We start from the raw sequence: 25,137 nt of genomic DNA, 5'->3' as shown, positions 1-25,137 counted from the left end.
GGCTGGTACTTATGTGTAAAAGACCCAGAACCCCACGGCCACCGAGCGCAGCCGCGACAACTCCCTGGGGGCGCGCGGCTGATCGACCGCCTGGCGCCCCCGCCCGGCCGCAGCCCGCTCGGGCCGGGCCGGGGCGCCGTCGTCTGGAGGTCGTCGCCCTTCGGCGGGTGGTCGTCCGGCGGGTCGTCGTCCCGACCGTTGTCGGTGCCGCGTGCGAGCATGCGGGCGAGACCCGTTCGCCCCCGACCGTGAGGTGCCACCGCCATGCCGCGTTCCGCCCCCGACCAGCTCGCCGACCTGCCGTACGCGGACCTGCTCCGCCCCCACGCCGGGCGGCTGCGCAGCGACGAGCGGTACGACACCACGCACTTCGACGGCGGCGAGCACACCGACGAGTCGGCGGCCGGGGCGGCGTTCCTGGAATGCGCCTTCACCGGGGTCGCGCTCAGCGGGGTCAAGCTGCGCCAGGCCCGGTTCAACGAGGTCTGGGTGCAGGCCGGCCGCTGGGTGGCCTGCGACCTGAGCGACACCGAGTGGCAGGACAGCGCCTTCGTCGGCGGCGTGCTGGCCGGGGTCGCCGGATACGGTTCGGCGCTGCGCCGGGTGGTGTTCCGCGGCTGCAAGCTGGAGGCGGTCAACCTGCGGGCGGCCGTGCTGCGGGACGTCGTGTTCGAGGACTGCCTGCTGCGCGACGTGGACTTCGGCGAGGCCAAGCTGACCGAGGTGTCCTTCCCCGGCTCCACGCTGGAGGAGGTCCGGCTGCGCGGCGCCACCCTGAAGAAGACCGACCTGCGCGGGGCCGCCCGGCTGGGCCTCGCGGACGGCCACCAGGGGCTGCGCGGCGCGGTCATCAGCTCCACCCAACTGCTGGAGCTGGCACCGCAGTTCGCCCAGGCGCTGGGAATCGAGGTCAAGGACCGCTGACCAGCCGCCCGCTCCGTCCCTCCCCGCCGTTTCCGCCGCCCGTTCAGCCCGGCGTCGCTCGGTGACACCCGGACGAACAGTCCGCCAACCCTGCCGCGCGCATCTGGTGGGCGCCTCCGGCCGGGGTGGAAGATGCTGCGCGATCGATGAGCCCCGACTTGTGTACACAACATCGCCAGATCGCCAGTGAAGGGACGGGCCGGGCTGATGGCCGAGCTGAGTCGTAGGAAGTTCGTCACGCTGTCCGGTGCCGCCGCGGCGGGACTCGCCGTGGCCGGCACCAGCGCCGCAGGGGCCGCCCCCGGCGCACCCGCGGTGGCCTCCACCGCCACGCTCCAACAGACCGGCACCATCAACGACGTGCAGCACGTGGTGATCCTGATGCAGGAGAACCGCAGCTTCGACCACTACTTCGGCACCCTGCGCGGGGTGCGCGGCTTCGCCGACCGCAGCGCCATCCAGATAGCCGGCGGCTACAGCGTCTTCAACCAGCCCAACGGCCTGCTCGGCCGCCAGTACCCGTGGCAGTTCAGCCAGACCAAGCCGGCCGGCGGCGCCGACCCCGAGCGCCTCGCCCAATGCAATGGGGACCTCAGCCACGGCTGGAGCGATCAGCACAAGGCCTGGAACAGCGGCAAGATGGACTCCTGGGTCGCCGCCAAGGGCAACGTCCGCACCCTCGGCTTCCTCACCCGCCAGGACATCCCGTTCCACTACGCGCTGGCCGAGAACTGGACCATCTGCGACGCCTACCACTGCTCCGTGCTCAGCGCGACCGGCCCCAACCGCACCTACCACTGGTCCAGCCAGATCGACCCGGCCGGCAGCGCCGGCGGCCCCGCGTACGACGGCGGTGACGAGAAGGGCCTGCGCTGGCAGACCTACGCGGAGGCACTGGAGAGCGCCGGCGTCAGCTGGAAGGTCTACCAGAACGCCGCCGACAACTACGGCGACAACGCCCTCGCGTACTTCACCCAGTTCTCCGGCGCCCCGGCCGGCAGCCCGCTGGCCGTCAAGGGCATGGGCTCGGTGCCCAAGGCCACCGGCAGGACCCCGGACGACATCGCCGCCGCGATCAAGGCCGACGTGCTGAACGGCACCCTCCCGCAGGTCTCCTGGATCGTCCCCGACCAGGCCTCCTCCGAACACCCGTACGCCACCCCCGCCGACGGCGCGCACTTCGTCCACCTGGTGATCGACGCGCTGAACGCCGACCCGAACGTCTTCAACTCGTCCGTCCTGTTCATCAACTACGACGAGAACGACGGCTTCTTCGACCACGTCCCGCCGCCGGCCGCCCCGGCCGGCACCCCGGGCGAGTTCTACAACGGCACCAACATCGGCCTCGGCTTCCGCGTCCCGATGATCGCCGTCTCGCCCTGGACCCGCGGCGGCTGGGTCAACTCCGAGACCTTCGACCACACCTCCGTGCTGCGCTTCCTGGAGACCTGGACCGCCGCCCTCGGCACGCCCGCGCAATGCCGGAACATCAGCGACTGGCGCCGACGCGTCTGCGGCGACCTGACCAGCGCGTTCGACTTCGCCAACCCGGTCTACGGCCTGCCCGGGCTGCCCGACACCTCGCAGACCATCGGCCTGTCGGCGTGCGGCCCGCTGCCCAACCCGGCCCCGGTCAACAACCAGCTCCCGATCCAGGAGACCGGCACCCGGCCGGCCCGCGCCCTGCCGTACCAGCCGAACGCCAACCTGGACCACCTGGAGTTCGGCTCCGGCGGGGTCATGAAGGTCTGGATCGCGATGGACAACGGGGGCACGGCGGCGGCGAAGTCCGCCCACTTCGCCGCCTACGCCAACGCCTACCGCAGCGGCGGCCCCTGGCAGTACACCGTCGACCCGGGCGGCACCACCAGCGACTTCTTCAACTGCGGCACCAACTTCGGCGGCGGCCCCTACGACCTGACCGTCGTCGGCCCCAACCGCTTCCTGCGCCGCTTCAAGGGCGACGCCACCAAGGCCGGCAAGAACGCGGCCGTCACGGCGTCGTACGCGGTCGAGCCGGGCACCGGCAAGCTCGCCGTCTACTTCAAGCTCGCCAACTCCGGTGCGACGCCCATGACCTTCACGATCGCGTCGAACAACTACCGCACGGACGGCCCCTGGACGTACCAGGTCCCCGCCGGCGGCAACGTCACCGATTTCTTCAACGCCGCGGCCTACAACAACGGCTGGTACGACTTCACGGTGACGGTCGACGCCGACAGCACCTGGTCCCAGCGCTTCACCGGCCACCTGGAAACGGGCACCCCCAGCATCACCGGCTGACGCCCCAGGCCCCGCTACCCGCTCCCTCGGGTGGCGGGGCCTCCACCCGCCTCTGATCGGTCGTCAACTCGGCGCGGAATCGGCGCGGAATAGTATTCCGATCCGCCTGCCGACCTTATGGCCGTCCGGGATCCTGCCTACCGTGAGCCCAAGGCGCAGAAGGTATCGCGCCTGAAGTTCCGGACTATTCCCCGCTCAAGCGTCAGGGCCGCGCGGGGAGGATCGGGGAAACGTCCATGGGAACACGTGAACAGCACGGCGCCGGTCGCGCGCCCGGGCTGCGGGCCGCACGGAGGACGTCGATCTCGGTACTGTCCGCCTTCTGCTGCGCCGCCGCGCGGTCCAGCGCCTGCTCCGCCGCCGCATACCGCCCGGCCACGAAGTGGCACCAGCCGAGGTACGCGGTCCCCATGGCGGCCGCACCGATCGCCGGAGCCCGCAGGGCGTACGGCGCGTCCTTGGCCGCCTGGACGGCCAACTCGGCCCGCGCCGCCACCATCGGAGTCACATCCGCGGAGGAGGAGATGTCCTCCAGCTTCCGCAACTGGACCAGCCCCGACTCCGCCTCGACGATCATCGCCCGGTCCACCAGACCCGGCCTGCGGGCCTGGAAGCCGGCCCGATCAGGATCAGCCGGAATCAGGCCGGACAGCGCGCCTCCCGCCCCCAGCGCCCCATCGATCAACCGGGCCATCGCCGGATCCGGCATCCGGTCGCCCGACTCGAACCGACTCGAACCGACTGACGGTCGGCTGGGACACGAACACCGTCGCCGCCAGCCTCGGCTGGGACATGCCCGCCCGCCGGCGCAGCAGCCGCAACGTGCGCCCGAAGGACGTCAAACCCGCCTCCGCTCTTGGCCGTTCACCCACCCACCAAGTGCTGCCGGAGCCTACCCCCCGACCGGACAACTCGCCACAGCCCCAAGCAGATCGAGGAGCCGGACGCGCCCGGCGTCGGCATCCGGCGGTCACCCTTGCCGAGCAGAACGGAGGCCCCACTACCCGCCAGGCAGTGGGGCCTCGTCGTGTGTCTTGATCTGAGTAACAGCCCGCAGCGCCGCTCCATTGAGGTCCGTCAGCCCTTGAGCGCGTTGTCCAGGTACTTCTGTACCGGCTCGAAGAGCCCGTACGGCACGTACCCGGGGATCTCGGCGAGAGTCACCCACGCGAGCCGGGCAGGCACTCGTATAGGAAGTACTCGCACAGCGAGCCCGTCACGGGGTGGAGACGGCTGCGGAAGTGAGCGTCGTCCGTGGAAAGAGCGAGGTTCCCTCAGGGACCTTGCAGCAGCTGGGACATGACGGAGCTCCTCGAACCCGCTGGTAGAGCGAGTCCAAGGACGAGGTTTCCATCGCACCTCCAGGCGGCCGGACTGGCCTGTTCTCGGTCAGAGTCCCAAGGAGTTGAGATGGTCCACGGGCCTGGTGTCCGCGATGATGACGCCGCCGAACTGGGAGTCGATGAGGACGTGCAGTCCGGCCTTGCGCAGGGTGGCGGCGAGAGCGGTGTCGAGGGTCTCGTAGACGGACCTGGTGAAGTGGTCGACGGGGTCGCCGGCGTCGGCCTCGTCGTCCAGGGTGATGAGGGCAGCGCTGGGCCTCCACTCGACCGCGACGGATCCGGCCTGCCAGCTTGCGGCGGCCGTTCCCAACAGAGTGACGACGACGCCGGGCGTGTCGGGGCCGGTGCTGATGGGCAGACCGATCAGGTCGAGCGCGCGCTTCAGCCGGGGGAGGATTCGCTCGGTGCGCATGTCGCCGCGCAGGCCTTCGGCGGCATCGTCGAGTCCGATGAACTCGGCGAGCTCCAGGAGGTCCTGCCTGCGCTCGGGGCTCAGATCGTCGGCGGTGGTGTCGGGTTCAGGAAGGGTACTCATCGATTTCCTTTCGTTGCGGACTGTTGAGATCTCGGAGGCGTGGCCAGCGGTGGCGCGCGGCGTGGGGCGACGGGCACTTCAGCTCTGCCGCAGGAGGCGTTCGTCCCACTCCCAGCGGCCGACACCGTTCTGCCAGTGCTTGTCGGGCAGGCCCACCGGCTTGAGGATCGCGCGTACTCCGGCGGCGTCCTGGCGGCCGCGGTGGAACCTGAAGGCGTACATCGCGCCCTTGATCTCGTTGCGGCAGTACTGCCACGCCTCTACCCCGCATTGTGGGCAGCCGGTCTCCGCGCAGGCCCGCCAGGCCCGCGCCAGGGCGGCTTCCACGTCCAGCGTCGTGACCTCGGTGGCCTTGGCGCCGAACTCCTCGCAGAACGCCTTCCGGTCGTCCACCACGGCCACCGTCGCCGGGATGGTCGGCAGAATGGCCAGCACCAGGTCGCCCGGGCGCAGTGTGTGGCTGCTGATCAGGCCGCGCTTGCGCTCACCGTTTCCGGTGTACTGGCTCACGTAGCCGTGCTCGCTGATCGTCATGATGGTGACCGTCGGGTCGGACAGCGAGGGGAAGTCCCGCACCCTGCTGACCTTGGGCATGCCCGTGGTGTAGAAGTCCATCGACCGATCGTGCATCCAACCACCAGGTGGTGGAAGGCGATTGGTGAATCCCGGAACAACGGCCGGCGCCGGGAGTGGGCATGTGCTTCCACGCGCCCTTGACGGGCTCGTCTGGCCGACGGAACGGTAAATGACGTCGTCGATGCCGCGTCGTGGACGGGGGCCGGGGCATCCCGGTCCTGGGCCCGTGGCGCGGCAGCCATTCCTTGGAGAGGAGCCGGTGATGGAGTCGGTTGCACATGACGGTGGAGAGCACGGTGGTGGCGGCGGGGACGGTGGTGACGGGCACCCCGGGACGCCCTGGACACCGCCGCCGGATCCGCCGACCCCCGACGGCACCACGCCGCCCGGCGACGGCGGGCGCCGCAAGTGACGCTCGAACCTGAGCAGAAGGGCCGCTCGGACGGGCGGCCCTTCCCCGTCGCCGCCGATTGGGTGTCGGCCTTCGAGGCCGTCCCGCGTTCTCTGTTCCTCCCAGACCTGGTGTGGGCGCACGACCTGGCCACCGGTACCAGCCGCCCCGTCGACCGTGCCGCGGACGAGCCCGGCTGGCTCCAGGCCGCCGCTGCGGACATCCCGATCGTCACGCAGTGGGACGACGGTCAGCACCAAGGCCTGGAGCCGGGCACGGTGCCGACCAGCTCCGCCTCCATGCCGTCCCTGGTCGCCTCCATGCTCGACGACCTCCAGATCGAGGCCGGGATGCGCGTGATCGAGCAGGGCACCGGCACCGGCTGGAACGCCGCGCTGCTCGGCCACCGCCTCGGCGACGCGAACGTCGTCACCGTCGAGATCGACCCGCAGATCGCCGCACGGGCTCGCACAGCCCTGGAGCGCGTCGGCCGCCGCCCCACCACGGTCTGCGGCGACGGCCGGTTCGGCTGGAAGCCTGGTGGCCCGTACGACCGGACCATCGCGACCTACGGCCTGCGCGAGGTTCCCTACGCCTGGGTCGAGCAGACCCGGCCCGGCGGCATCATCCTCGCCCCGTTCGGCACCCACTACTCCAACGCCGACGCCCTAGTCCGCCTCACCGTCGCCGGCGACGGCACCGCCACGGGCCCGTTCCTCCAGCCGGTCGAGTTCATGAAGATGCGCTCCCAGCGCCTCGTCCGCCCCGAGAGCCCGGCCAGCGGCGGCACGGTCGTCGAACACCTCACCACCGCCACCCCGCCGCCGCACGGCAAGTTCGACCCCTTCCCGCTCGCCGCCGGACTGCGCCTGCGGGACGTGACACACGCCGTCCAGCCGCACGACGACGGATCCCGCACCCTGTGGCTGTACTCCCTCACCACCCCGGCGTGGGCCGCCGCGACCTGTCGCGACGGCGACACCGCGCACCAGGTGCGCCAGTACGGTGGCCGGCGGCTGTGGGAGGAGTTCGAGCAGGTTCTCGCCTGGTGGCAGGAGGCGGGCCGGCCCGGTGTCGACCGGCTCGGACTCACCGTCACCCCCGACGGCTGGCACGCCTGGCTGGACGACCCGGCCCAGGCGATCTGACCTCGACCAATGCGCCCCGGCAGGGTGTCGACACCGCTTCGGCGATTGCCCGTGCCATCGCCGACTAACGGGAGGAGGGATCCGACTCGTGAGTACGTCGGGAGGAAGTGTGGACGGGCCGGGCTGGAACCTGCCGATCTGACCCTGATGCTCGGACCGGTTGTCAGACGGTGCCGAACTCGCCAATGCGGACGGCGGAGACGAAGGACTGCCAGGCCTCGGTCGGGAAGAGGAGGGTCGGGCCGTCGGTGTCCTTGCTGTCTCGGACGGGGACGGTGTCGGACGCGATCAGGTTCCCTGCGACCTCGATGCAGTCGCCTCCGTTGCTGCTGTACGAAGACTTGAACCACTGAGGATCGGCGGTACTGCGCCGCTGTCCCGTTCCAGGTGCCCTTGCTGCGCTGATTCGGCGTAGGACATCAGCGATCGGTCCGGAAGGGTGATGATGTTGACCGGGAGGTCGAACGCTCGTTCCTCGCCTATGGCGTACGGAGCCACCTGGAGAACGGTGTTGGGCGTCCGGACGAAGGCTGCAAGCTCGTCGGGCTGGGCAGCCATGATGGACTTTCCGCCGACCGGCCGTCGGATGCGGCTCTCATCCAGAACGGCGTGGATCAGTGGAGGGGCTCCCGGCGCAAGTTCGCCTGTCGGCGCGCAAGGTAGGCGACCCGCTCCTCGGCTTGGTCCTGCGCGATGCTGCCTCGGCGGACTGCCCCCGCCGCGATGGCTCGCGCGTAGTCCAACGTCTGAAGCAGCCCCGGCACGATGCCCCTCGTCCGGCGGGCCACCCGGCGGTGACTCGGCCGGGACCGCCGCCGATGACCGCCCCTCCCGCCTGTCCCGCACCGGACTGCTGCGGCCCCGGTCGATCTGCTCAACGACGCCAACGCGGCCGGACGGACGTGGAACTGCCCGAACTGCGCCCGGTGGGGCGTCGCCTGGTCGGCGGGCTACCGGGCGAACCAGCCGTTCGGGGCGATGGCCGGACTCCGCATCCCGGCGGCGTCGCGGCCGCCCAACCGGCCCAACTGATGTGGCGGACAGCTCAGACGAACGGGCCGCGTGGGAACCACGGGTCGCGGACCTCCCGGGGCCCGTCCGGTGTCAGCAGGGTGAGGGTGTACGGCGAGGCCGCGTACTCGGCGAGCTGGACCGAGCCGTAGCGGGTCTCCAGTTCGGCCTGGACCGGGACCGGCAGTCTGCTGAGCGCCCGCCGCAGTTGCAGGGCGTCCCGGCGGCTGATCGGGTGCGGGGTGCGCAGGACCAGTCGCAGCGGGCTGAGCGGCCCGGCGACCGGTACGCCGGTGCCCAGTTCGTAGCCGACCGCGCCGATCGGGCCCCAGGACAGCCGGTGGTCCGCGACGATCCGGCCGACCGCCGGCAGCAGGGCCAGCGCCGGGATTCCGGCGACCCGTTCGGGGTCCAGCCGCCCGCACCGCCCGGCCAGCTGCTCGGGGCGCAGTGTCCGGGCGACTGCGGCCCAGGGCGCCAGGGCGTCCAGCCGCTGCCCGGGGCGGGGGCCGCGCACGATCACCGGGATCCACTGTTCGGGCGCGGCCTCCGGGTCCCGGGTGCAGCGTTGCGGGTGTGGGACGTCCGCCGGGGTGCCGACCAGGGAGGGGGCCCGGCCGACCGTCACCCACGGGTGCACGCGCAGCACGGCCCGCGCCCAGTCCGGCAGCTCGCCGCCCGCCAGCGGGTGCAGCGAACTGGGGCACTGCATCAGCAGCAGGTCGTGGGCGCCGGGCAGTCGCCCGTCCAGCGCGGCCAGCGGCCCGACCCGCCGGCGCGGCCCGTCGTGGGGGTCCTCGGCGGTGCGCCGGGCTTGGCGGGCGGAAGGTGCGACGGTCACGGTGGGCTCCAGACGGTGGCGTCAGTTCGGCCGACGGCTCCAATCTGCGCCGGGCGGCCGCCTCCGCGCCACGGCCGTTGGGCGCGTTCACCAGGGACCAAAGGCTCAACGTGCGGCTCCGGGTGCCCGGTGTGAGAGTGGGGGAAGCCCGGTATCCGTTCGGAGGAGGAGTCATGGGCATCTTCGACAGGTTCCGCCACAAGGCGCACGAGGCGACCGGGCAGGACGCCGCCGAGCGTGCCGCCATCGCCCACGACGAGGCCGCGGACGCGTACAGCCCGGAGATCGAGCGGGCCCGCGAGACCCAGGAGGCCCGCGAGTCGGAGCGGCGTGCCCGTGCCGCCCAGGAGGAGGCCGACCGGCGCGCGGCCGAGAACATGACGGCCGAGGGCGACCCCTGGGGCTGAAACCCCAGGAGTCTCAGCACCCTAGAACCTCCAGCCCCCGTCACCGCGCCCGCGGCGGCAGCGGCGGGCGCCGCAGGTCCGGCCGGGGGGTGTCCTCCGGCGGGGGCGCCGCGGCGGGCGCGTCCTCCAGCAGGTCCAGCGCGAGCTGGACGGCGGCGACCAGCTCGGGGTGGCGCCCGCGGGCCCAGTCGCGCGGGGTGCGCAGCACGTGCACGTCCGGTTCGACGCCGCGGTTCTCCACCGACCAGCCGAGTCCGCCTTCGAACCAGGAGGCGTTCTTGGGCACCGAGATCCGGGTGCCGTCGCCGAGGGTGTGCCGCCCGGTCATCCCGACGACCCCGCCCCAGGTCCGGTTGCCGACGACGGGGCCGAGGCCGAGCAGTTTGATCGCCGCGATGACCACGTCGCCGTCAGAGCTGGTCGCCTCGTCGGCGAGCGCCACGAGCGGGCCGCGCAGTGCGTGCCGGGGCCAGCGGACCGGCTGGCGGTCCCGGCCGAAGTCCCAGGCGAGGACGTGCCGGGTGAGTTTTTCCAGGACGAGTTCGGAGACGTTGCCGCCGGCGTTGCCGCGCACGTCCAGGACGAGTGCGGGCTTGTCCAGTTCGCGCCGCAGGTCGCGGTTGAACTGTGCCCAGCCGGAGCCGCCGAGGTCCGGGATGTGCAGGTAGCCGCACCGGCCGTCGCTGAACTCCCGGACCAGGAGGCGGCGTTTGGCCACCCAGTCCTGGTAGCGGACGGCCCGTTCGTCGGTCAGCGGGGTGACGGTGATCCGCCGTACCGGGCCGTCGGGGCTGCCGCGCAGGGCCAGTTCGACGGTGGTGCCGCCGGTGCCGGCCAGCAGCGGCAGCGGGCCGCGCACCGGGTCCACCGGGCGGCCGCCGACGGCGAGCAGTTCGTCGCCGTCCCGGACGCCCTGGGCGGCGAGCGGGGCGCGGGCGCGGGGGTCGGAGGTCTCGCCGGGCAGCACCCGTTCGACCAGCCAGCGCCCGTCGGGGGAGCGGTGGGCGTTGGCGCCGAGCAGGCCGAGCGGCTGCTGGCCGAGCGAGGGGCCTTCGGCGCGCCGGGACGGGGTGACGTAGGCGTGCGAGGTGCCGAGTTCGCCGAGGAGTTCGCGCAGCAGGTCGGCGAAGTCGTCGGGTGAGCAGACCCGTTCCAGCAGCGGCTCGTACTGGGCGGTCAGGGCGGGCCAGTCCAGGCCGGACATCCGTTCGTCCCAGAACTGGTCCCGGACGATCCGGGAGGCCTCGTGGTAGGCCTGGCGCCATTCGGCGGCGGGGTGCACGGTGTGGGTGATCCGTCGCAGGTCGACGGTGCTGCCGGCGCCGCCGGTGACCGGGACGATCCGCAGGGTCCCGGCCGAGTAGACCGCGATGGAGCCGCCGTCCCCGGAGACGGCGTAGCCGTCCAGCTTGTCGACCAGGGTGGTGCGGGTGCCCCGGGCGAGGTCGAAGTACTCCAGCGAGGGGCGGCCGGAGGTGTCGTCGGGGCTGGCGAAGGTCTGTCCGAGGGTGCCGGAGATCGGCCAGCGCAGCCAGATCAGGCCGCCGCGCACCGCGTCGGTGGCCGAGTACTTGGAGGCGATCACCGGGAACTGGAGCAGTCGCTCGCCGATGCCCTGCGGGTCGACGAGGACGGTGCCGTCGCCGCCGCCGTCGCCGCGCGGGGCGCCGTCCTCGGCGGGCGCGGCGAACGGGGACGGCGTGTCGGCGGTGAGCGGGACGAGGTAGGGGCGGCAGCCGAGCGGGAAGGAGAGGTCGCCGGTGTGTACGTCGTGGACGGGGTCGAAGCCGCGCCAGGACAGGAAGGCCAGGTAGCGGCCGTCCCGGGTGAACACCGGCTGCTCGTCCTCGAAGCGGCCGTCGGTGACTTCGGTGACCGGCCCGGGCGCTTCGGTGCGGGTGAGCCGGATCCGGCGCAGCGAGCGCCCGGCCACCGGCTGGGACCAGGCGATCCAGTGCGAGTCGGGGGAGAAGCGGGCGCTGGAGACCGGCCCGTAGCCGGAGGCGGCGAGTTCGCGGACGGCGCCGTCGTCGGCGGCGACCAGCAGCAGCCGCCCGTCGGAGGCGGCGACGGCGAGGTGGGCGCCGTCGGGGGAGGCGGTGAGTTCCAGGACGCGGCCGATCCGGTCGGCGGCGAGCACCCGGTGGCGGTGCTTCTCGGTCTCCTCGTGCCCTGGCAGCGGCATCACCTCGATCGCGTCGGCGCCCTCGGCGTCGGTGATCCAGGCGGCCTCGCCGGTGTGTCCGAGGATCACCGGCAGCCGGGTCCGCACCCCGGGGGTGTCGGCGAGCGCGCGGGCCGGGCCGTCCTTGTGGGTGAGCCAGTACTGGCTGCCGCGCACGGTGATCACCCCGGCCCGGCCGCTCTGGTCGCAGGCCAGGTCCTTGACCTGGGCGGCGGCGCCGACCTGGTACGGGCGGCGGCCGGCCCGGGCGCCGCCGAGCGGGACGGCGAGCCGGCGGGGGGCGGGGGCGTCCAGGCTGTCCAGCAGCCAGAGGTCGCCGGCGTGCTGGTAGACGATCCGGGTGCCGTCGGTGGCGGCCTCGCGGGCGTAGTAGGAGGCGTGGTCGGTGTGCCGGCGCAGGTCGGTGCCGTCGGGGCGGCAGGAGTAGACGTTGCCGATGCCCTCGTGGTCGGAGAGGAAGGCGATCCGCCCGGCGACGGGCATGGGTGAGGCGAGGTGGCCGGGGTGGTCGGCGAGGATCTGTTCGCCGTCCGCCCAGAGCCGGCCGGTGGCGCCGCCCCGGTAGCGCTTCCAGGCGGCGGGTTCGTGCGGGGCGGCGCCGGTGAGCAGCACGGTGCGTTCGCGGCTCATCTGGGCGTCGCCGACGGGGCCCCAGGGCATCCGGTGGCCGGGGGAGCCGTCGGGCGGCAGGGCGTGCGCCCAGGTGTAGTGGCCGAACGGCTCGTGGTAGGAGGTGACGGCCAATACTTCGCCGTCCGGCAGCCAGCCGCGCACCCGGGTGTCCTGGCTGCCCCAGTGGCTGAGCCGTTCGGCCTCGCCGCCCTCGACGGGGGCGGTCCACACCTCGGGGGTCAGGTTCAGCCAGCTGGTCCACGCGAGGGTGCGGCCGTCGGGGGAGAAGCGGGGGTGGCTGACCCGGGTGCGGTCGCAGCTGACCCGCCAGGCCCGGCCGGTGGCGCCGTCGGCGTCCAGCGGGGCGATCCAGACGTCGTCCTCGGCGGTGAAGGCGAGCAGCCCGCCGTGCAGGTGGGGGTAGCGGAGGTAGCCGGGCGGGGTCACCCCTCCATCCTTCGACGGGGTGTCACCCCCGGCAACCGGGGCGGCCCGTCGGGGCTGCCGGGCGGCCGGCGCGTAGGTCGCGGACCGGTCTGGACCATTGACACCGCAGTGCCGAATCCACTTCAGTGGTCTAGTCCAACTTGGGTGCCAGGCCGGGCCGTTCCCCCCCACTGGCGCGTGCTCCGGCGTGCCCTCGGACGTCCCCCACGACCGCGCCATCGCAGGAGCCCCCGCATGCGCAGAACCACACCCGCACCCGCCCCCGCCCGCCGGAAGCAGTCCCGCACCCTGCTCGCCGCCGGCACCGCCTCCGCCGTCGCCGCGGCCACCCTGGTCGGCGTCACCCTGGGCCTGGCGCCCGCCGCCTCGGCCGGCGAGTTCCTGGTCAACGGCGGCTTCGAATCCGGCTCGCTCGGCCCCTGGAGCTGCACCGGCAACTCCGGCAGCGTCATCACCAGCCCGGTGCACGGCGGCGGCTACGCCCTCGCCGCCGCGGCCACCGCGGGCGACACCGCCCAGTGCGGCCAGACCGTCACCGTCGCCCCCAGCACCACCTACACGCTCAGCGCGTACGTCAACGGCTCGTACGTCTACCTGGGCGTCGACGGCGGCGGCCCCAGCACCTGGACCCCCGGTACCGGCGGCGGCTACCAGAAGCTCAGCGTCAGCTTCACCACCGGCGCCACCCAGACCAGCGCCACCGTCTACACCCACGGCTGGTACGGCCAGGGCACCTACTACGCGGACGACGTCTCGCTGGACGGGCCGGGCGCCCCCAGCCCGACGCCGACGCCCACCGGTACCCCCACCGGGACGCCGACGGGAACGCCGACCGGGACGCCGACGGGCACCCCCACCGGCACCCCGACCACCCCGCCGCCGCCCGGCAGCCACGCCCTGGTCGGCTATCTGCACGCCAGCTTCGCCAACGGCGCCGGCTACACCCGGATGGCCGACGTCCCGAACTCCTGGGACTTCATCGACCTCTCCTTCGGCGAGCCCACCTCCGTCACCTCCGGCGACATCCGGTTCAACCGCTGCTCCGTCACCGACTGCCCGACCGTGGAGTCCGACGCCGACTTCAAGGCCGCCATCGCCGCCAAGCGGGCCCAGGGCAAGAAGGTGCTGATCTCGATCGGCGGCCAGAACGGCCAGGTCCAGCTGACCACCACCGCCGCCCGCGACACCTTCGTCAGCTCGGTCTCGGCGATCATCGACAAGTGGGGCCTGGACGGCCTGGACATCGACTTCGAGGGGCACTCGCTCTCCCTCAACACCGGTGACACCGACTTCAAGAACCCGACCAGCCCGGTCATCGTCAACCTGATCTCCGCGCTGAAGACCCTCAAGGCCAAGTACGGTCCGGGCTTCGTGCTGACCATGGCGCCGGAGACCTTCTTCGTCCAACTCGGCTACCAGTACTACGGTTCCGGCCCCTGGGGCGGCCAGGACCCGCGCGCCGGGGCGTACCTGCCGGTCATCTACGCGCTGCGCGACGACCTCACCCTGCTGCACGTCCAGGACTACAACTCCGGCTCCATCATGGGCCTGGACAACCAGTACCACTCGATGGGCGGCGCCGACTTCCACGTCGCGATGACCGACCTGCTGCTCAACGGCTTCCCGGTGGCGGGCAACACGAACAACATGTTCCCGCCGCTGCCCGCCTCCAAGGTGGCCATCGGCATGCCGGCCACCACCAACGCCGGCAACGGCTACGTCGCCCCGGCCGAGGTGAACAAGGCCCTGGACTGCCTCACCAGGCTGGCCAACTGCGGTTCGTACGTGCCGCGTTCGGGCGCCCAGCCGAACCTGCGCGGGCTGATGACCTGGTCCGTCAACTGGGACCAGTTCGGCGGCCGGGAGTTCTCCAAGAACTTCGACGGCTACTTCCGCCGCTGAGGTGACGCCGGTGGGAACCGTGCTTGAACCTGACATCAGTGTGAGGATCGAGCATGGTTCCCATGGCGACCACACAGCTCCCGACTCCCGCAATCCGCAACGGTTTCCCGCTGCCCGCCCTGCTCGCCCTGGCCACCGCCGTCTTCGTCACCGCGCTCACCGAGACCCTGCCCGCCGGCGTGCTGCCCGGGATGAGCGGGGCCCTCGGCGTCAGCGAGTCGGCCGCCGGGCAGACCGTCACCGTCTACGCGCTCGGGACCGCCGCCACCGCGATCCCGCTCACCGCGGCCACCGCCGGCTGGGGCCGCAAGCGGCTGCTGCTCACCGCGATGGCCGGCTTCGCCGCCGCCAACACCGTCACCGCGGCCTCCACGAACTACCCGCTCACCCTGGCCGCCCGCTTCCTCGCGGGCGTCGCGGCCGGCCTCGCCTGGGCGCTGCTGGCCGGGTACGCGCGCCGGCTGGTACCGGTCGAACAGCAGGGCCGGGCCATGGCCGTGGCGATGGCGGGCGTACCGGTGGCGTTGTCGCTGGGAGTGCCGGTCGGCACCTTCCTCGGCCAGGCGCTCGCCTGGTGGGTGCCCTTCCTGGCCATGACGGCACTGGCGCTCGGCGTGATCGGCTGGATCGCGGCCCTGCTGCCGGACCAGCCCGGACAACCCGCCGGTGAGCGCGCCCCGGTGCGGAGCGCGCTCACCGTGCCCGGGGTGGCGCCGGTGCTCACCGTGACGGTGCTCTTCGTGCTCGCCCACACCATCCTGTTCACCTACATCGCGCCCTTCCTCGACCGGACCGGCCTCGGCGACGCGACCGACACCGTGCTGCTGGTCTTCGGCCTGGCCTCGCTGGCGAGCATCTGGTTCACCGGTGCCCACATCCACCGCCGGCTACGGCAGTTGACGATCGGCGGCGCGCTGCTGGTCGCCCTGACCGCGGGCCTGCTCGGCCTCTGGTCGCACAGCACACCGCTGGTGTACACCGCCGCCGCGCTCTGGGGCCTGGGCTGGGGCGGCGCCCCGACCCTGCTGCAGACCGCCGTCGGCGACGCGGGCGGCGAGCGGGCGGACGCCGCCCAGGCGGTGCTGGTCACCCTGTGGAACGCCGCGATGGCGGGCGGCGGCGTGGTCGGCGGCCTGGTGCTGGGCCGCCTGGGCACCGACGCCCTGCCCTGGACGGTGCTCGCCCTGATGCTGCCCGTCCTGGCGGTGGCCACCGCCGCCCGCCGCCACGGCTTCCCGGCCGAGCGCCGTTAGGCCCTGTCCGGCCGATCTTGCCGGGCCCGCGACTCCCCCAGCCTTCGGCCGGGAGGTACCCCCATTACGCATCCCGCCTGGACGCACGCCCGAATCGCCCAAGTACGCCCAGTACGAGGACGATCCGGGCGCACGCCCAGCCGGGCGCCCAACGCCGCGGGCTGATCCGCCAAGATCGACCGGACAGGACCTAGCGCAGCTGCAGCCCGTTGGCCAGCAGTTCGGCGACCAGCTCGGGCCGGGCCGTCGCGATCGAGCCCGCCGAGTACGGCGGCTGCGGGTCGTACTCGATGACCAGCTGGATCGCCTCCGCGGTCGCGTCCCCGGCCATCAGTCCGGTCAGCGTCAGTGCGAGGTCGATCCCGGCCGAGACCCCGGCCGCGGTCGCGTACTTGCCGTCGACCACGACCCGCTCCGTCCCGGTCGGCTCCGCCCCGAACTTCTTCAGCGCGTCGAGGCAGCACCAGTGCGAGGTGGCCCGGCGCCCCGCCAGCAGTCCGGCGGCGCCCAGCAGCAGGGAGCCCGAGCAGACCGAGGTGGTCCAGGTGGTGGTGGCGTCCACCGCGCGAATCCACTCCAGCACGGCCTGGTCGGCCAGCCGGGCCTCCGTCCCGGGCCCGCCCGGGACGAGCAGCACGTCGGCCGCGTCCACCTCGTCCAGGGAGGCCTCTGCGGTCAGCGACAGGGTCTTCATGTCGGTGCGGACCGGGCCGCGCTTCGCGGCGGTGAACACCACCTCGGCGCCGGGGATGCGGGACAGCACCTCGCAGGGGCCGACGGCGTCCAGGGCGGTGAACTCGTCGTAGAGCAGAACGGCGATGCGCATCAGTGTCCTCCAGCAGGATCGGGTCGGAAGCGGCGTCGGTACTCGGCGGGCGAGGCGGCCAGGGACCGGACGAAGGCGCGCCGCATCGCCTCCGGGGTGCCGTAGCCGCAGGAGCGCGCGATCTCCTCGATGCCGTCGGCGGTGTCCTCCAGCAGCCGCCGGGCGGCCTCCAGCCGGACCCCGTCCACGTACCGGCCCGGGGTCACCCCCACCTCGGTGGCGAAGGCCCGGGCGAAGTGCCGTGGTGACAGCGCCGACCGGCGGGCCAGCGCCTCGACGGACAGGTCGGCCTCCGGGTGCTCGGCGATCCACCGCTGCACCTCGCGCAGCGGCTGCCGGGCCGCCACCTGGGCGGCCAGCTGGGTGCTGAACTGGGCCTGGTTGCCCGGCCTGCGCAGGAAGACCACCAGATGGCGGGCGATCAGCAGGGCGGCGTCGCGTCCCAGGTCCTCCTCGACCAGGGCCAGCGCGAGGTCGATCCCGGCGGTGACCCCGGCCGAGGTGGCGACGTTCCCGTCCCGGACGTGGATCGGGTCCGGGTCCACCTCGACGTCCGGGAACCGCCGGGCCAGCGCCTCGCAGTACGCCCAGTGCGTGGTCGCCCGGCGCCCGGCCAGCAGCCCGGCCTCGGCGAGCAGGAAGGCCCCGGTGCACACCGACACCACACGCTCGGCCCGGCCGGCCAGCTCCCGGATCCGGGCGACCAGCGCACCGTTCGGGAGATCGCTGCCCAGCCCGCCGGGGACCAGCAGGGTGTGCACCGGCCCGACCTCGGCCAGGTTCGTGTCTGGCAGCAGCCGCAGCCCGCTGTGGCTGCGCACCGGCCCGCCGCCCGGGGAGGCGGTGGTCACCCGGTACGCCCCCGGCTGCCCGGCGGCCGCGCCCGCCCCCGTGAAGACCTCCACGGGACCGGTCACGTCGAGGCTCTGCACGCCCTCGTAGAGGACGACGACCACGCTGCGCGCTCTCATGCGACCAGCCTGTCACCGGGTCGCAGTGGCAGCAATGACCCGTTTCCCACCTTTCCTGCCACCGTCGGTGGGGATGCCGGTGGGGATGGCGGCGGGGAACGCGGAAACGCCGGAAGGCCCCTCGCTCTCGCGAAGGGCCTTCCGGCTGTCTGTGCGCCGCCAGGGACTCGAACCCCGGACCCGCTGATTAAGAGTCAGCTGCTCTAACCAACTGAGCTAGCGGCGCCTGCTGACGCGGAGAACATTACCTGGTCAGCAGCCGAAACACACAATCGGCCCGGGCGGCTGCGTGCGCAGCGTCACGGCACCAGGACCACCTTGCCCCGGACGTGCCCCGCGCCGACCAGCCGGTGGGCCTCGGCGGCCCGCTCCAGCGGCAGCGCCTCGGCGATCTCCAGCCGCAGCCCGCCCGCCTCCCACAGCCGCACCAGCTCGGTCAGCCGCGCGGCCGTGCGCGGCCCCCGCAGCCCTCGGACGCCCAGCCGCTCGGCCTCCGGGTAGTCGACCACGGTACCGATCCGGCTCCGGTCGGAGACCAGCTCGACGGAGGCCGCCAGCGCGCCCCGCCCGGCGGCGTCGAAGGCGGCGTCCACGCCCTGCGGCGCCACCGCCCGGACCCGCTCGACCAGCCCCTCGCCGTACGTGACCGGGATCGCGCCCAGGTCGCGCAGGTAGTCGTGGTTGCGCTCGCTCGCGGTGCCGATCACGGTGGCGCCCCAGGCCCGGGCGAGCTGGACGGCGACGGTGCCGACCCCGCCGGAGGCGCCGTGCACCAGCACGGTGTCGCCGGGGCCGACCGCGAGCAGGGTGAGCGCCAGGTGCGCGGTCTGGCCGGAGGCGGAGAGCGAGCCGGCCTGCTCCCAGGGCATGCCGGCGGGCTTGGCCACCAGCTGGGCGGCGTCCACCGTGACGAGCTCGGCCTGGCTGTCCAGGAAGCGGAAGCCCAGCACCTCGTCGCCGACCTGCCAGTCGGAGCCGTCCGGTCCGAGCCGGTCCACCACTCCGGCGAACTCGTTGCCGAGGACGAACGGCGGCTCGACGACGGCCCCCGGCGGGCGGAAGCCCTCCCGGATCGCGAGGTCGACAGGCTGCACCCCGGCGGCGAAGACCCGCACCCGCACCTCGCCCGGCCCGGGTTCCGGGTCGGGCACCTCGGTGACCCGCAGGACCTCCGGACCGCCGGACCGCGTCACGGTGACCGCCTTCATGTCTGCTCCCGCCCTCTCGAATGTTCGACATTCGACTGCTTGACTGTTCGACCGCCCCCGATCCTCGGACCTGAAGTCCACTTGAGGTCAAGCCACTGTTCGGCCCGATGTTCGGCCCGCTGTTCGGCGCGTCTTCGCCGATGGGCGCATTGTCAGATTTATCCTGGGCGGCGCTCAGCCGTCCGTTGTCGAGAGGAACGTTTCCGTGGGCCAGCTGCCCCTGTTCTTCCTGGTGCTGCTCGCCTCCGTGGTGACCATGCCGCTCGCACGCAAGACCGGAGTCCCGCAACCGGTCCTGATGACCCTGCTCGGCATCGTCATGGCGCTCGTCCCGCAGATCCCGGACGTCACCATCGAACCCGAGCTGATCCTCCCGCTGGTGCTGCCGCCGCTGATCTTCGCGGTCGCCCGGCGCTCCTCGGTGCGCTACTTCAAGGCCAACGTCCGCTCGATCCTGCTGCTGGCCGTCGCCCTGGTGGTGGTCACCACGGCCGCGGTGGCCGGGGCGGTGCACTGGCTGCTGCCCGCCCTGCCGGTCGCCGCCGCGATCGCGGTCGGCGCGCTGGTCTCCCCGCCCGACCCGGTGGCCGCCGTCGCGGTGGCCGGCAGCGTCGGCCTGCCCCGGCGCCTGGTGTCGATCCTGGAGAGCGAGGGCCTGTTCAACGACGTCACCGCGATCGTCGTCTACTCGCTGGCCATCGAGGCCGTGGTCAGCGGCGACTTCTCGGTCGGCCACGCGGTGCTGCGCTTCATCCTGTCCGCGGTGCTCGCCGTGGTCGTCGGCATCGCCCTCGGCTGGGTCAACACCAAGCTCGCCGAGCGCCTGGACGACCCGACCCAGCAGGTCGCGCTCAACCTGCTGGTGCCCTTCGCTGCCTACGCCATCGCCGAGGAGATCCACGGCTCCGGCGTGCTCGCCGTCGTGGTCTGCGCGCTCTACCTCGCCGAGCGGGCCTCCGACGCCGACGCCGTCTCCTTCCGGCTGGTCGGCAACGCCTTCTGGGAGGTCGTCGAGATCCTGATCACCGGCGTCGCCTTCGGCCTGATCGGCCTGGAGCTGGCCACCGTGCTCAAGGAGGCCGGCCGCGGCTGGACCGGTTTCATCGGCGACGCCGCCGTGGTCATCGGCGTGGTCGTGGTGGTCCGGCTGCTCTGGCTGCTGCCGGCCGGCTGGCTGTCGAAGAAGCTGCGCAGCGGCGACGACGAGGACACCCCGTTCAGCTGGAAGGAGAGCGTGATCCTCTGGTGGTCCGGCATGCGCGGCGTGGCCACCGTCGCCCTGGCCCTCGCCATCCCGCTCACCCTGCACTCCGGCGAGGAGTTCCCCGAGCGCGGCCGCCTGGTCTTCATCGCCTTCAGCGTGGTGCTGTTCACCCTGCTGGTGCAGGGCCTCACCCTGCCCTGGCTGGCCAAGCGGTTCGAACTGGACATCGACCAGGACAAGCACGAGCAGGCCGTGCGCCAGCTCTGGTGGCGGGCCGCCAAGGCGGGGCTCAGGCGGCTGGGCGAACTGGAGGAGCAGGACCGGTTGCCCGCCGAGGTCGCCGACCGCCTGCGGGACCGTCAGCACGACCGGCTGGCCCGGCTCTGCCCGGAGAACTACGCCGAGGAGGAGGCCGCCGAGGCCAAGCTGCGGCTCAGCCAGTGGCGGGCCGCCCGGGAGGTCGAACAGGAGATGATCGCCGCCTCCCGGCGCGAGATGCTCGCCGCCCGCAGCGAACTCGGCGCCGACCCGGAGCTGGTCGACCAGGTGCTGCGGGGGCTGGACCTGCGCTCGGAACGCAAGTGACGGCCTGTCCGGCCCCGCCGGGCGGAATGTGCGCGACCGGCTCCGCGGTTGCATAGGCTGAGCCCGGGCAGGCCGTCAACGGAGTCGGCGTACCACCAGTACCCGCACGACCTCGCGAGACCCTCACCGCCTGGCCCTGCCGGTTTCTGCACCCAGATGAATCGAGGAACCACCGATGTCGGAGACCCGTGCCGACGCCCGCACCCCGCTCGACCGCACCCCGCAGTGGGCCGCCCTCGGCAAGCACCGGGCCGCGCTGGGCGAGACGCACCTGCGCGAGCTGTTCGCCGCCGACCCGGAGCGCGGCCGCCGCTACACCCTCCAGGTCGGCGACCTGCACGTGGACTACGCCAAGCACCTGGTCACCGACGAGACGCTGGAGCTGCTGCGCGAACTCGCCGCGGCCACCGGCGTCGCCGAGCTGCGGGACGCGATGTTCCGCGGCGAGAAGATCAACAACACCGAGCACCGCGCCGTCCTGCACACCGCGCTGCGCGCCCCGCGCGGTGCCGTGATCGAGGTCGACGGCGAGAACGTGGTGCCCGCCGTGCACGCCGTCCTCGACAAGATGGCCGGCTTCGCCGAGCGGGTCCGCGGCGGCGAGTGGCGCGGCCACACCGGCAAGCCGATCCGCACCGTCGTCAACATCGGCATCGGCGGCTCCGACCTCGGCCCCGCGATGGCCTACGAGGTGCTCCGCTCGTTCGCCAAGCGCGACCTCGACGTCCGCTTCGTCTCCAACGTGGACGGCGCCGACCTGCACGAGGCGGTCCGCGACCTCGACCCGGCCGAGACGCTGTTCATCGTCGCCTCGAAGACCTTCACCACCATCGAGACCATCACCAACGCGGTCTCGGCCCGCGACTGGCTGCTCACCGGGCTGGGCGCCGGCACCGAGGCGGTGGCCAAGCACTTCGTCGCGCTGTCCACCAACGCCGAGGGCGTGCGGGACTTCGGCATCGACACCGACAACATGTTCGAGTTCTGGGACTGGGTCGGTGGCCGCTACTCCTTCGACTCGGCGATCGGCCTCTCGTTGATGATCGCCATCGGCCCGGACGCCTTCCGCGAGATGCTGGACGGCTTCCACCTGGTCGACGAGCACTTCCGCACCGCGCCGCCGGAGCAGAACGTCCCGCTGCTGCTCGGCCTGCTCGGCGTCTGGTACGGCGCGTTCTTCGACGCCCAGGCGCACGCCGTGCTGCCCTACTCGCACTACCTGTCGAAGTTCACCGCCTACCTCCAGCAGCTGGACATGGAGTCCAACGGCAAGTCGGTGACCCGCGACGGCTCGCCGGTGACCTGGCAGACCGGCCCGGTGGTCTGGGGCACCCCCGGCACCAACGGCCAGCACGCCTACTACCAGCTGCTGCACCAGGGCACCAAGCTGATCCCGGCCGACTTCATCGGCTTCGCCAAGCCGGTCGCCGACCTGCTCCCGGGCCTGGTCGCCCAGCACGACCTGCTGCTGGCCAACTTCTTCGCCCAGACCCAGGCGCTGGCCTTCGGCAAGACCCCGGAGGAGGTGGCGGCCGAGGGCGTCCCCGCCGAACTCGTCCCGCACAAGACCTTCCAGGGCAACCACCCGACCAGCACCATCCTGGCCGCCGAGCTGACCCCCTCGGTGCTCGGCCAGCTGGTCGCGCTTTACGAGCACAAGGTCTTCGTCCAGGGCGCGATCTGGAACATCGACTCCTTCGACCAGTGGGGAGTCGAGCTGGGCAAGGTGCTTGCCAAGCGGATCGAGCCGGTGCTGCTGACCGGCGAGGGCGCGGAACAGCTGGACAGCTCCACCGCCGAGCTGGTCGCCCGCTACCGCGCGCTGCGCGGCCGCTGAGCCCCGGTCGGGCCGTCCGCTCCGGCGGGCGGCCCGGTCCTGCTTCCTTGTCCGCCGGTTCGCGGTTCGCGGTTCGCGCGGGAAACGCCGAGAGGCCCCTCGCTTTCGCAAGGGGCCTCTCGGCTGTCTGTGCGCCGCCAGGGACTCGAACCCCGGACCCGCTGATTAAGAGTCAGCTGCTCTAACCAACTGAGCTAGCGGCGCCTGCTGACAGAGAAGACTTTAGCAGCGCCAGGGGTCCGCGCCAAAATCGAATACCGGCCGTCCGCCGTTCACCCCCCGGTCACGGCCGCCGCGCCGGCCGGCACGGCCGCGGCCGGCTCCCGGGCCGCCCGCACGCACGCCCACAGCACCACCGAGGCGCCCGGCAGCCACGGCTCCCGGTCCTCCGGGGCGACGATCCACCGGCCGGAGCCCAGCCCGGGGGAGTCCGGGCCGTTCACCATCCGCTGCACCGGTGGCACGGTCACCGCGTCGCCCTTGCCGTGGCACAGCAGGGGCGGCACGTCCCGGGCCCACTCCTCCCAGGCCAGCAGCCGGCGCAGCCGGGGCCCCGCACCGGGCTGGACGAACAGCAGCGTCCGCCCCCGGTATGAGGCGACCGGCCCGCAGCCGGGCCCGGAGGCCCACAGCTCGTCCAGCACCCGGCGGCCGAACAGCGACGGCATGCTGATCACGTCGAAGGCGCGCCCGCAGGGCAGCACCGAGGGCGCCCACGGCCGGGCCTCCCAGAGGGCGCGCATGCTGCGCGGGTACTCGCTGGCGGAGGCGAGCCAGGCCTCGCCGGCCACGGTGACGTACTCCACCGACTGATACGTCCAGATGTCCACGGACAGCAGCCTGTGCCGTCCGGGGGCCGGACGGGAGGGAAAGCACGGTTTGCCGGACAGGACGACGGGGAACGGCGTACCCTTCCCCGCTCGCGCATATGCCAGCGGCGGATGCCGGGGCGCCGGAGCAGCGGGTGCCTGGCGCTCCGGCGCCTTGTGCCCGGCGGCGCTCAGTCCTCGTGGCGGCGGGGCTGGAGCAGCCCGCGGCCGTACTCGATCATCTTGGCCGCGTAGTCGGGGGTCCAGTCCGCCCGCTGCGCGATCTCGGCGTCGGACAGCGCGTCGAAGCGGCGCGGGTCCGCCAGCTGCGCGGCGGCGACCGCCTGGAAGTCGGTGGCCCGCTCGGCGGCCGTCCGGAAGGCCAGGGCCAGCTCGGTGGAGCGGCGCAGCAGCTCCGTGGGGTCGTCGATCGACTCCAGATCGAAGAATCGTTCCGGCTCCGGCTCGGCGGACTGCGGCTCGAACAGCAGCTGCACCGGACGCAGACGCCGCGCGGGGTCGGCCTGACCGCCGTGGTCGGACGCCTTCGTGTGGGAGTCGGGCATGGACGGACACCTCCGGGTCTCGGTGAGGGTGGGCGGCGGCTGCTCCGGGCCGCGCCGCACGGCCGTGGCCGCCGTCCATTGTCGCGCGGCGGCGGCCGGTAACGGAACGGTGCGCGTGCGGGCGCTATTCCCCCGTACGCGCCGGGGTCGCGCTACTCCTTCGGGTGGTCGGGCGCGTGCGGCGGCGTCGGGGCGTCGGGGCCGTCGTTGTCCCGGGTGTCCCAGCGATCCACCACCCCAGGGAGAACCCATGCCCGTACGCAAGGGCCTCGCGGCCGGACTCCTGCTGATCACCCCGGCCCTCGGATCGGCCGCGGCACCTGCGGCCGGGGCCGCCGAGACGACCACCGTGGTGACCGGGCCGTGGAGCGGCCCGGGCGGCTGGTCGACGGCGACCTGCCCCGAAGGCTCCCACCTCACCGGGGGCGGCTACGCCTTCCGGCCCGCCGGCTCCGGCGACGCCGTCCTGGTCAACGCGCCGAACCCCGACGACCCGAGCACCTGGGCGGTGCGGGCCGGGCACGGGACCGTCCAGGCCTACGCCGCCTGCGAGACCGAGACCGAGACCAAGGCCTGATCCGCCCGCCCGGTCGCTCAGCCCAGCCGCTCAGCCCAGCCGCACCCGGTGGCCGCTCAGGTGGTGCAGCACCTGATGGTTGGCCTCCCAGCCGTCCGGAAAGGCGACCGGGACGCCCAGCTGGACCGGCTCGGTGGACGGGTGCTCGTCCAGCAGCTCGCCGATCCCGGCCCGGGCCACCACGATGCAGGCGTGCCGGTGCCGGGAGGCGAGCACGCACAGCCGGCCGGTCTCCAGGTGGAAGGCCGTCGCGTCGGGCCGTCCGGAGAGCGGGTGCAGCACCACCGTGACGTCGTACTCGCGGCCCTGCAGCCGGTTGGCGGTGTCCACCGTGACGGCCGGGCCGGCCGCCTGGTCCACCGGGACGCCGACCTTGAGCAGGGCCGCGCGGACGGCCGCGGCCTGGTCCCGGTGGGCGGTGCCGACCGCGATCCGATCCGCGCTGAGGGAGGCCTCGCCCTGTTCGGAGCGGGCGGTCAGTCCACGCTCCAGCAACCGCCGGACGACGGCCGCGACGGCCGCCACCGCCTGCGGATCGGTCCGCACGGTGTGCCGGGCGGGCAGCTCCAGCAGCGCCCAGCCGTGCTCGGCGGGCCCGGGGGGGGGGGGGGCCCCCGCGCCCCCCCCCCGCCGGACGGGGGGGGGGGGCCCGGCGGGGGGCGGGGGGGGGGCGGGGGGGGACACGGGGGGAGGGTG

General features: G+C 73.0%; 22 protein-coding genes, 2 tRNA genes and 2 pseudogenes. 10 read left to right on the top strand and 16 right to left on the bottom strand.

Going from position 1 to position 25,137, the window contains the following annotated elements:
- Window positions 1–264: 264 nt before the first annotated feature.
- The gene (locus ACFV61_RS18540) at window positions 265–924 is read left to right on the top strand and encodes a pentapeptide repeat-containing protein (RefSeq protein WP_380492708.1); all 660 of its coding nucleotides are present in this window, start codon (window positions 265–267) and stop codon (window positions 922–924) included.
- A 207-nt stretch (window positions 925–1,131) separates the two neighbouring features.
- Entirely contained in the window at window positions 1,132–3,207 is a 2,076-nt protein-coding gene (locus ACFV61_RS18535) for a phosphocholine-specific phospholipase C (protein ID WP_380492707.1), read from the top strand.
- Window positions 3,208–3,409: 202 nt separating this feature from the next.
- Here the strand turns inward: ACFV61_RS18535 and ACFV61_RS18530 are convergent, their stop codons facing one another.
- From ACFV61_RS18530 to ACFV61_RS18515, 4 genes are all read right to left on the bottom strand, one after another.
- Complete coding sequence (locus ACFV61_RS18530) at window positions 3,410–3,901, bottom strand: hypothetical protein (RefSeq protein WP_380492712.1); 492 nt, start codon at window positions 3,899–3,901, stop codon at window positions 3,410–3,412.
- Window positions 3,837–4,079, bottom strand: a complete 243-nt coding sequence (locus ACFV61_RS18525) for a helix-turn-helix domain-containing protein (RefSeq protein ID WP_380492705.1) — start codon at window positions 4,077–4,079, stop codon at window positions 3,837–3,839. The genes ACFV61_RS18530 and ACFV61_RS18525 overlap by 65 nt, the downstream gene beginning before the upstream one ends.
- A 517-nt stretch (window positions 4,080–4,596) precedes the next feature.
- Window positions 4,597–5,085, bottom strand: a complete 489-nt coding sequence (locus ACFV61_RS18520; RefSeq protein ID WP_380335018.1) for a hypothetical protein — start codon at window positions 5,083–5,085, stop codon at window positions 4,597–4,599.
- A gap of 78 nt (window positions 5,086–5,163) precedes the next feature.
- Window positions 5,164–5,700, bottom strand: coding sequence for a hypothetical protein (locus ACFV61_RS18515; RefSeq protein ID WP_380335015.1), 537 nt, complete (start codon window positions 5,698–5,700; stop codon window positions 5,164–5,166).
- 223 nt (window positions 5,701–5,923) lie between these two features.
- On the opposite strand from ACFV61_RS18515, the gene ACFV61_RS18510 reads away from it, so the two are divergent.
- The gene (locus ACFV61_RS18510) at window positions 5,924–6,073 is read left to right on the top strand and encodes a hypothetical protein (protein ID WP_363370143.1); all 150 of its coding nucleotides are present in this window, start codon (window positions 5,924–5,926) and stop codon (window positions 6,071–6,073) included.
- Entirely contained in the window at window positions 6,070–7,200 is a 1,131-nt protein-coding gene (locus tag ACFV61_RS18505) for a protein-L-isoaspartate(D-aspartate) O-methyltransferase (protein ID WP_380492703.1), read from the top strand. The genes ACFV61_RS18510 and ACFV61_RS18505 overlap by 4 nt, the downstream gene beginning before the upstream one ends.
- A 163-nt stretch (window positions 7,201–7,363) precedes the next feature.
- Here the strand turns inward: ACFV61_RS18505 and ACFV61_RS18500 are convergent, their stop codons facing one another.
- The 3 genes and pseudogenes from ACFV61_RS18500 to ACFV61_RS18490 all read right to left on the bottom strand — a co-directional run bounded on the left by ACFV61_RS18500 (window position 7,364) and on the right by ACFV61_RS18490 (window position 9,052).
- The gene (locus tag ACFV61_RS18500) at window positions 7,364–7,606 is read right to left on the bottom strand and encodes a DUF397 domain-containing protein (protein ID WP_380492710.1); all 243 of its coding nucleotides are present in this window, start codon (window positions 7,604–7,606) and stop codon (window positions 7,364–7,366) included.
- Window positions 7,489–7,964: pseudogene (locus ACFV61_RS18495) on the bottom strand (DUF5753 domain-containing protein). Before ACFV61_RS18495 ends, ACFV61_RS18500 begins: the two are co-directional and overlap by 118 nt.
- Window positions 7,965–8,245: 281 nt before the next feature.
- Window positions 8,246–9,052 (bottom strand): phosphoribosyl-dephospho-CoA transferase MdcG domain-containing protein, encoded by an 807-nt coding sequence (locus ACFV61_RS18490; protein ID WP_380492702.1) that lies wholly within the window; start codon window positions 9,050–9,052, stop codon window positions 8,246–8,248.
- A gap of 173 nt (window positions 9,053–9,225) precedes the next feature.
- Between ACFV61_RS18490 and ACFV61_RS18485 the strand changes: the two genes are divergently transcribed.
- On the top strand, window positions 9,226–9,459 hold the full coding sequence (locus ACFV61_RS18485; RefSeq protein WP_380492700.1) for a hypothetical protein: 234 nt from the start codon (window positions 9,226–9,228) through the stop codon (window positions 9,457–9,459).
- 40 nt (window positions 9,460–9,499) lie between these two features.
- Here ACFV61_RS18485 and ACFV61_RS18480 read toward each other — a convergent pair whose 3' ends face one another.
- A complete protein-coding gene (locus tag ACFV61_RS18480) occupies window positions 9,500–12,703 on the bottom strand; it encodes a S41 family peptidase (protein ID WP_380492698.1) in 3,204 nt (1,067 codons plus the stop codon).
- Window positions 12,704–12,937: 234 nt separating this feature from the next.
- Between ACFV61_RS18480 and ACFV61_RS18475 the strand changes: the two genes are divergently transcribed.
- Both ACFV61_RS18475 and ACFV61_RS18470 read left to right on the top strand, forming a co-directional pair.
- Window positions 12,938–14,605, top strand: coding sequence for a chitinase (locus ACFV61_RS18475; RefSeq protein WP_380492697.1), 1,668 nt, complete (start codon window positions 12,938–12,940; stop codon window positions 14,603–14,605).
- Between the two features lie 62 nt (window positions 14,606–14,667).
- Entirely contained in the window at window positions 14,668–15,858 is a 1,191-nt protein-coding gene (locus ACFV61_RS18470) for an MFS transporter (RefSeq protein WP_380492695.1), read from the top strand.
- A gap of 190 nt (window positions 15,859–16,048) precedes the next feature.
- Here ACFV61_RS18470 and ACFV61_RS18465 read toward each other — a convergent pair whose 3' ends face one another.
- The 4 genes from ACFV61_RS18465 to ACFV61_RS18450 form a co-directional block, all read right to left on the bottom strand.
- The gene (locus tag ACFV61_RS18465; RefSeq protein ID WP_380492693.1) at window positions 16,049–16,684 is read right to left on the bottom strand and encodes a DJ-1/PfpI family protein; all 636 of its coding nucleotides are present in this window, start codon (window positions 16,682–16,684) and stop codon (window positions 16,049–16,051) included.
- The gene (locus ACFV61_RS18460; RefSeq protein ID WP_380492691.1) at window positions 16,684–17,655 is read right to left on the bottom strand and encodes a GlxA family transcriptional regulator; all 972 of its coding nucleotides are present in this window, start codon (window positions 17,653–17,655) and stop codon (window positions 16,684–16,686) included. Before ACFV61_RS18460 ends, ACFV61_RS18465 begins: the two co-directional genes overlap by 1 nt.
- A 152-nt stretch (window positions 17,656–17,807) precedes the next feature.
- Window positions 17,808–17,881, bottom strand: a tRNA-Lys gene (locus ACFV61_RS18455).
- Between the two features lie 73 nt (window positions 17,882–17,954).
- Complete coding sequence (locus tag ACFV61_RS18450; RefSeq protein ID WP_380492689.1) at window positions 17,955–18,863, bottom strand: NADP-dependent oxidoreductase; 909 nt, start codon at window positions 18,861–18,863, stop codon at window positions 17,955–17,957.
- Between the two features lie 205 nt (window positions 18,864–19,068).
- On the opposite strand from ACFV61_RS18450, the gene ACFV61_RS18445 reads away from it, so the two are divergent.
- Window positions 19,069–20,652: a Na+/H+ antiporter gene (locus ACFV61_RS18445; protein WP_167745871.1), complete on the top strand. Its 1,584-nt coding sequence runs from the start codon at window positions 19,069–19,071 to the stop codon at window positions 20,650–20,652.
- Window positions 20,653–20,827: 175 nt separating this feature from the next.
- Window positions 20,828–22,489: a glucose-6-phosphate isomerase gene (pgi, locus tag ACFV61_RS18440; RefSeq protein WP_380372930.1), complete on the top strand. Its 1,662-nt coding sequence runs from the start codon at window positions 20,828–20,830 to the stop codon at window positions 22,487–22,489.
- 130 nt (window positions 22,490–22,619) lie between these two features.
- On the opposite strand, the gene ACFV61_RS18435 is transcribed toward pgi, so the two are convergent.
- The 3 genes from ACFV61_RS18435 to ACFV61_RS18425 form a co-directional block, all read right to left on the bottom strand.
- Window positions 22,620–22,693: transfer RNA gene (locus tag ACFV61_RS18435), tRNA-Lys, on the bottom strand.
- Window positions 22,694–22,761: 68 nt separating this feature from the next.
- A complete protein-coding gene (locus tag ACFV61_RS18430; RefSeq protein WP_063349288.1) occupies window positions 22,762–23,319 on the bottom strand; it encodes a bifunctional DNA primase/polymerase in 558 nt (185 codons plus the stop codon).
- A 170-nt stretch (window positions 23,320–23,489) separates the two neighbouring features.
- A complete protein-coding gene (locus ACFV61_RS18425; RefSeq protein WP_063349289.1) occupies window positions 23,490–23,864 on the bottom strand; it encodes a hypothetical protein in 375 nt (124 codons plus the stop codon).
- Between the two features lie 250 nt (window positions 23,865–24,114).
- On the opposite strand from ACFV61_RS18425, the gene ACFV61_RS18420 reads away from it, so the two are divergent.
- Window positions 24,115–24,441 carry a hypothetical protein gene (locus tag ACFV61_RS18420; RefSeq protein WP_380492687.1) on the top strand — a complete coding sequence of 109 codons (327 nt, stop codon included), beginning with the start codon at window positions 24,115–24,117 and terminating at the stop codon, window positions 24,439–24,441.
- Window positions 24,442–24,471: 30 nt separating this feature from the next.
- Here the strand turns inward: ACFV61_RS18420 and ACFV61_RS18415 are convergent.
- Window positions 24,472–25,032, bottom strand: a pseudogene (locus ACFV61_RS18415) (AAA domain-containing protein); the annotation flags it as partial.
- Window positions 25,033–25,137: the final 105 nt, after the last annotated feature.

Origin of the sequence: Kitasatospora sp. NPDC059817 (assembly GCF_042731835.1) — a bacterium.
GTDB lineage: Bacteria > Actinomycetota > Actinomycetes > Streptomycetales > Streptomycetaceae > Kitasatospora.
The sequence above is the reverse complement of the archived record's forward strand: the minus strand, read 5'-3'. Positions and strand labels throughout refer to the sequence as shown.

Bases quoted from the DNA above. Each gene is read 5' to 3' on its own strand.
- ACFV61_RS18475 (WP_380492697.1), top strand. From the start codon at position 12,938: ATGCGCAGAACCACACCCGCACCCGCCCCCGCCCGCCGGAAGCAGTCC.
- ACFV61_RS18520 (WP_380335018.1), bottom strand. From the start codon at position 5,085: ATGAGTACCCTTCCTGAACCCGACACCACCGCCGACGATCTGAGCCCC.
- pgi (WP_380372930.1), top strand. From the start codon at position 20,828: ATGTCGGAGACCCGTGCCGACGCCCGCACCCCGCTCGACCGCACCCCG.
- ACFV61_RS18510 (WP_363370143.1), top strand. From the start codon at position 5,924: ATGGAGTCGGTTGCACATGACGGTGGAGAGCACGGTGGTGGCGGCGGG.
- ACFV61_RS18535 (WP_380492707.1), top strand. From the start codon at position 1,132: ATGGCCGAGCTGAGTCGTAGGAAGTTCGTCACGCTGTCCGGTGCCGCC.
- ACFV61_RS18420 (WP_380492687.1), top strand. From the start codon at position 24,115: ATGCCCGTACGCAAGGGCCTCGCGGCCGGACTCCTGCTGATCACCCCG.
- ACFV61_RS18425 (WP_063349289.1), bottom strand. From the start codon at position 23,864: ATGCCCGACTCCCACACGAAGGCGTCCGACCACGGCGGTCAGGCCGAC.
- ACFV61_RS18540 (WP_380492708.1), top strand. From the start codon at position 265: ATGCCGCGTTCCGCCCCCGACCAGCTCGCCGACCTGCCGTACGCGGAC.
- ACFV61_RS18450 (WP_380492689.1), bottom strand. From the start codon at position 18,863: ATGAAGGCGGTCACCGTGACGCGGTCCGGCGGTCCGGAGGTCCTGCGG.
- ACFV61_RS18470 (WP_380492695.1), top strand. From the start codon at position 14,668: ATGGCGACCACACAGCTCCCGACTCCCGCAATCCGCAACGGTTTCCCG.
- ACFV61_RS18460 (WP_380492691.1), bottom strand. From the start codon at position 17,655: ATGAGAGCGCGCAGCGTGGTCGTCGTCCTCTACGAGGGCGTGCAGAGC.
- ACFV61_RS18530 (WP_380492712.1), bottom strand. From the start codon at position 3,901: ATGGCCCGGTTGATCGATGGGGCGCTGGGGGCGGGAGGCGCGCTGTCC.
- ACFV61_RS18485 (WP_380492700.1), top strand. From the start codon at position 9,226: ATGGGCATCTTCGACAGGTTCCGCCACAAGGCGCACGAGGCGACCGGG.
- ACFV61_RS18515 (WP_380335015.1), bottom strand. From the start codon at position 5,700: ATGGACTTCTACACCACGGGCATGCCCAAGGTCAGCAGGGTGCGGGAC.
- ACFV61_RS18465 (WP_380492693.1), bottom strand. From the start codon at position 16,684: ATGCGCATCGCCGTTCTGCTCTACGACGAGTTCACCGCCCTGGACGCC.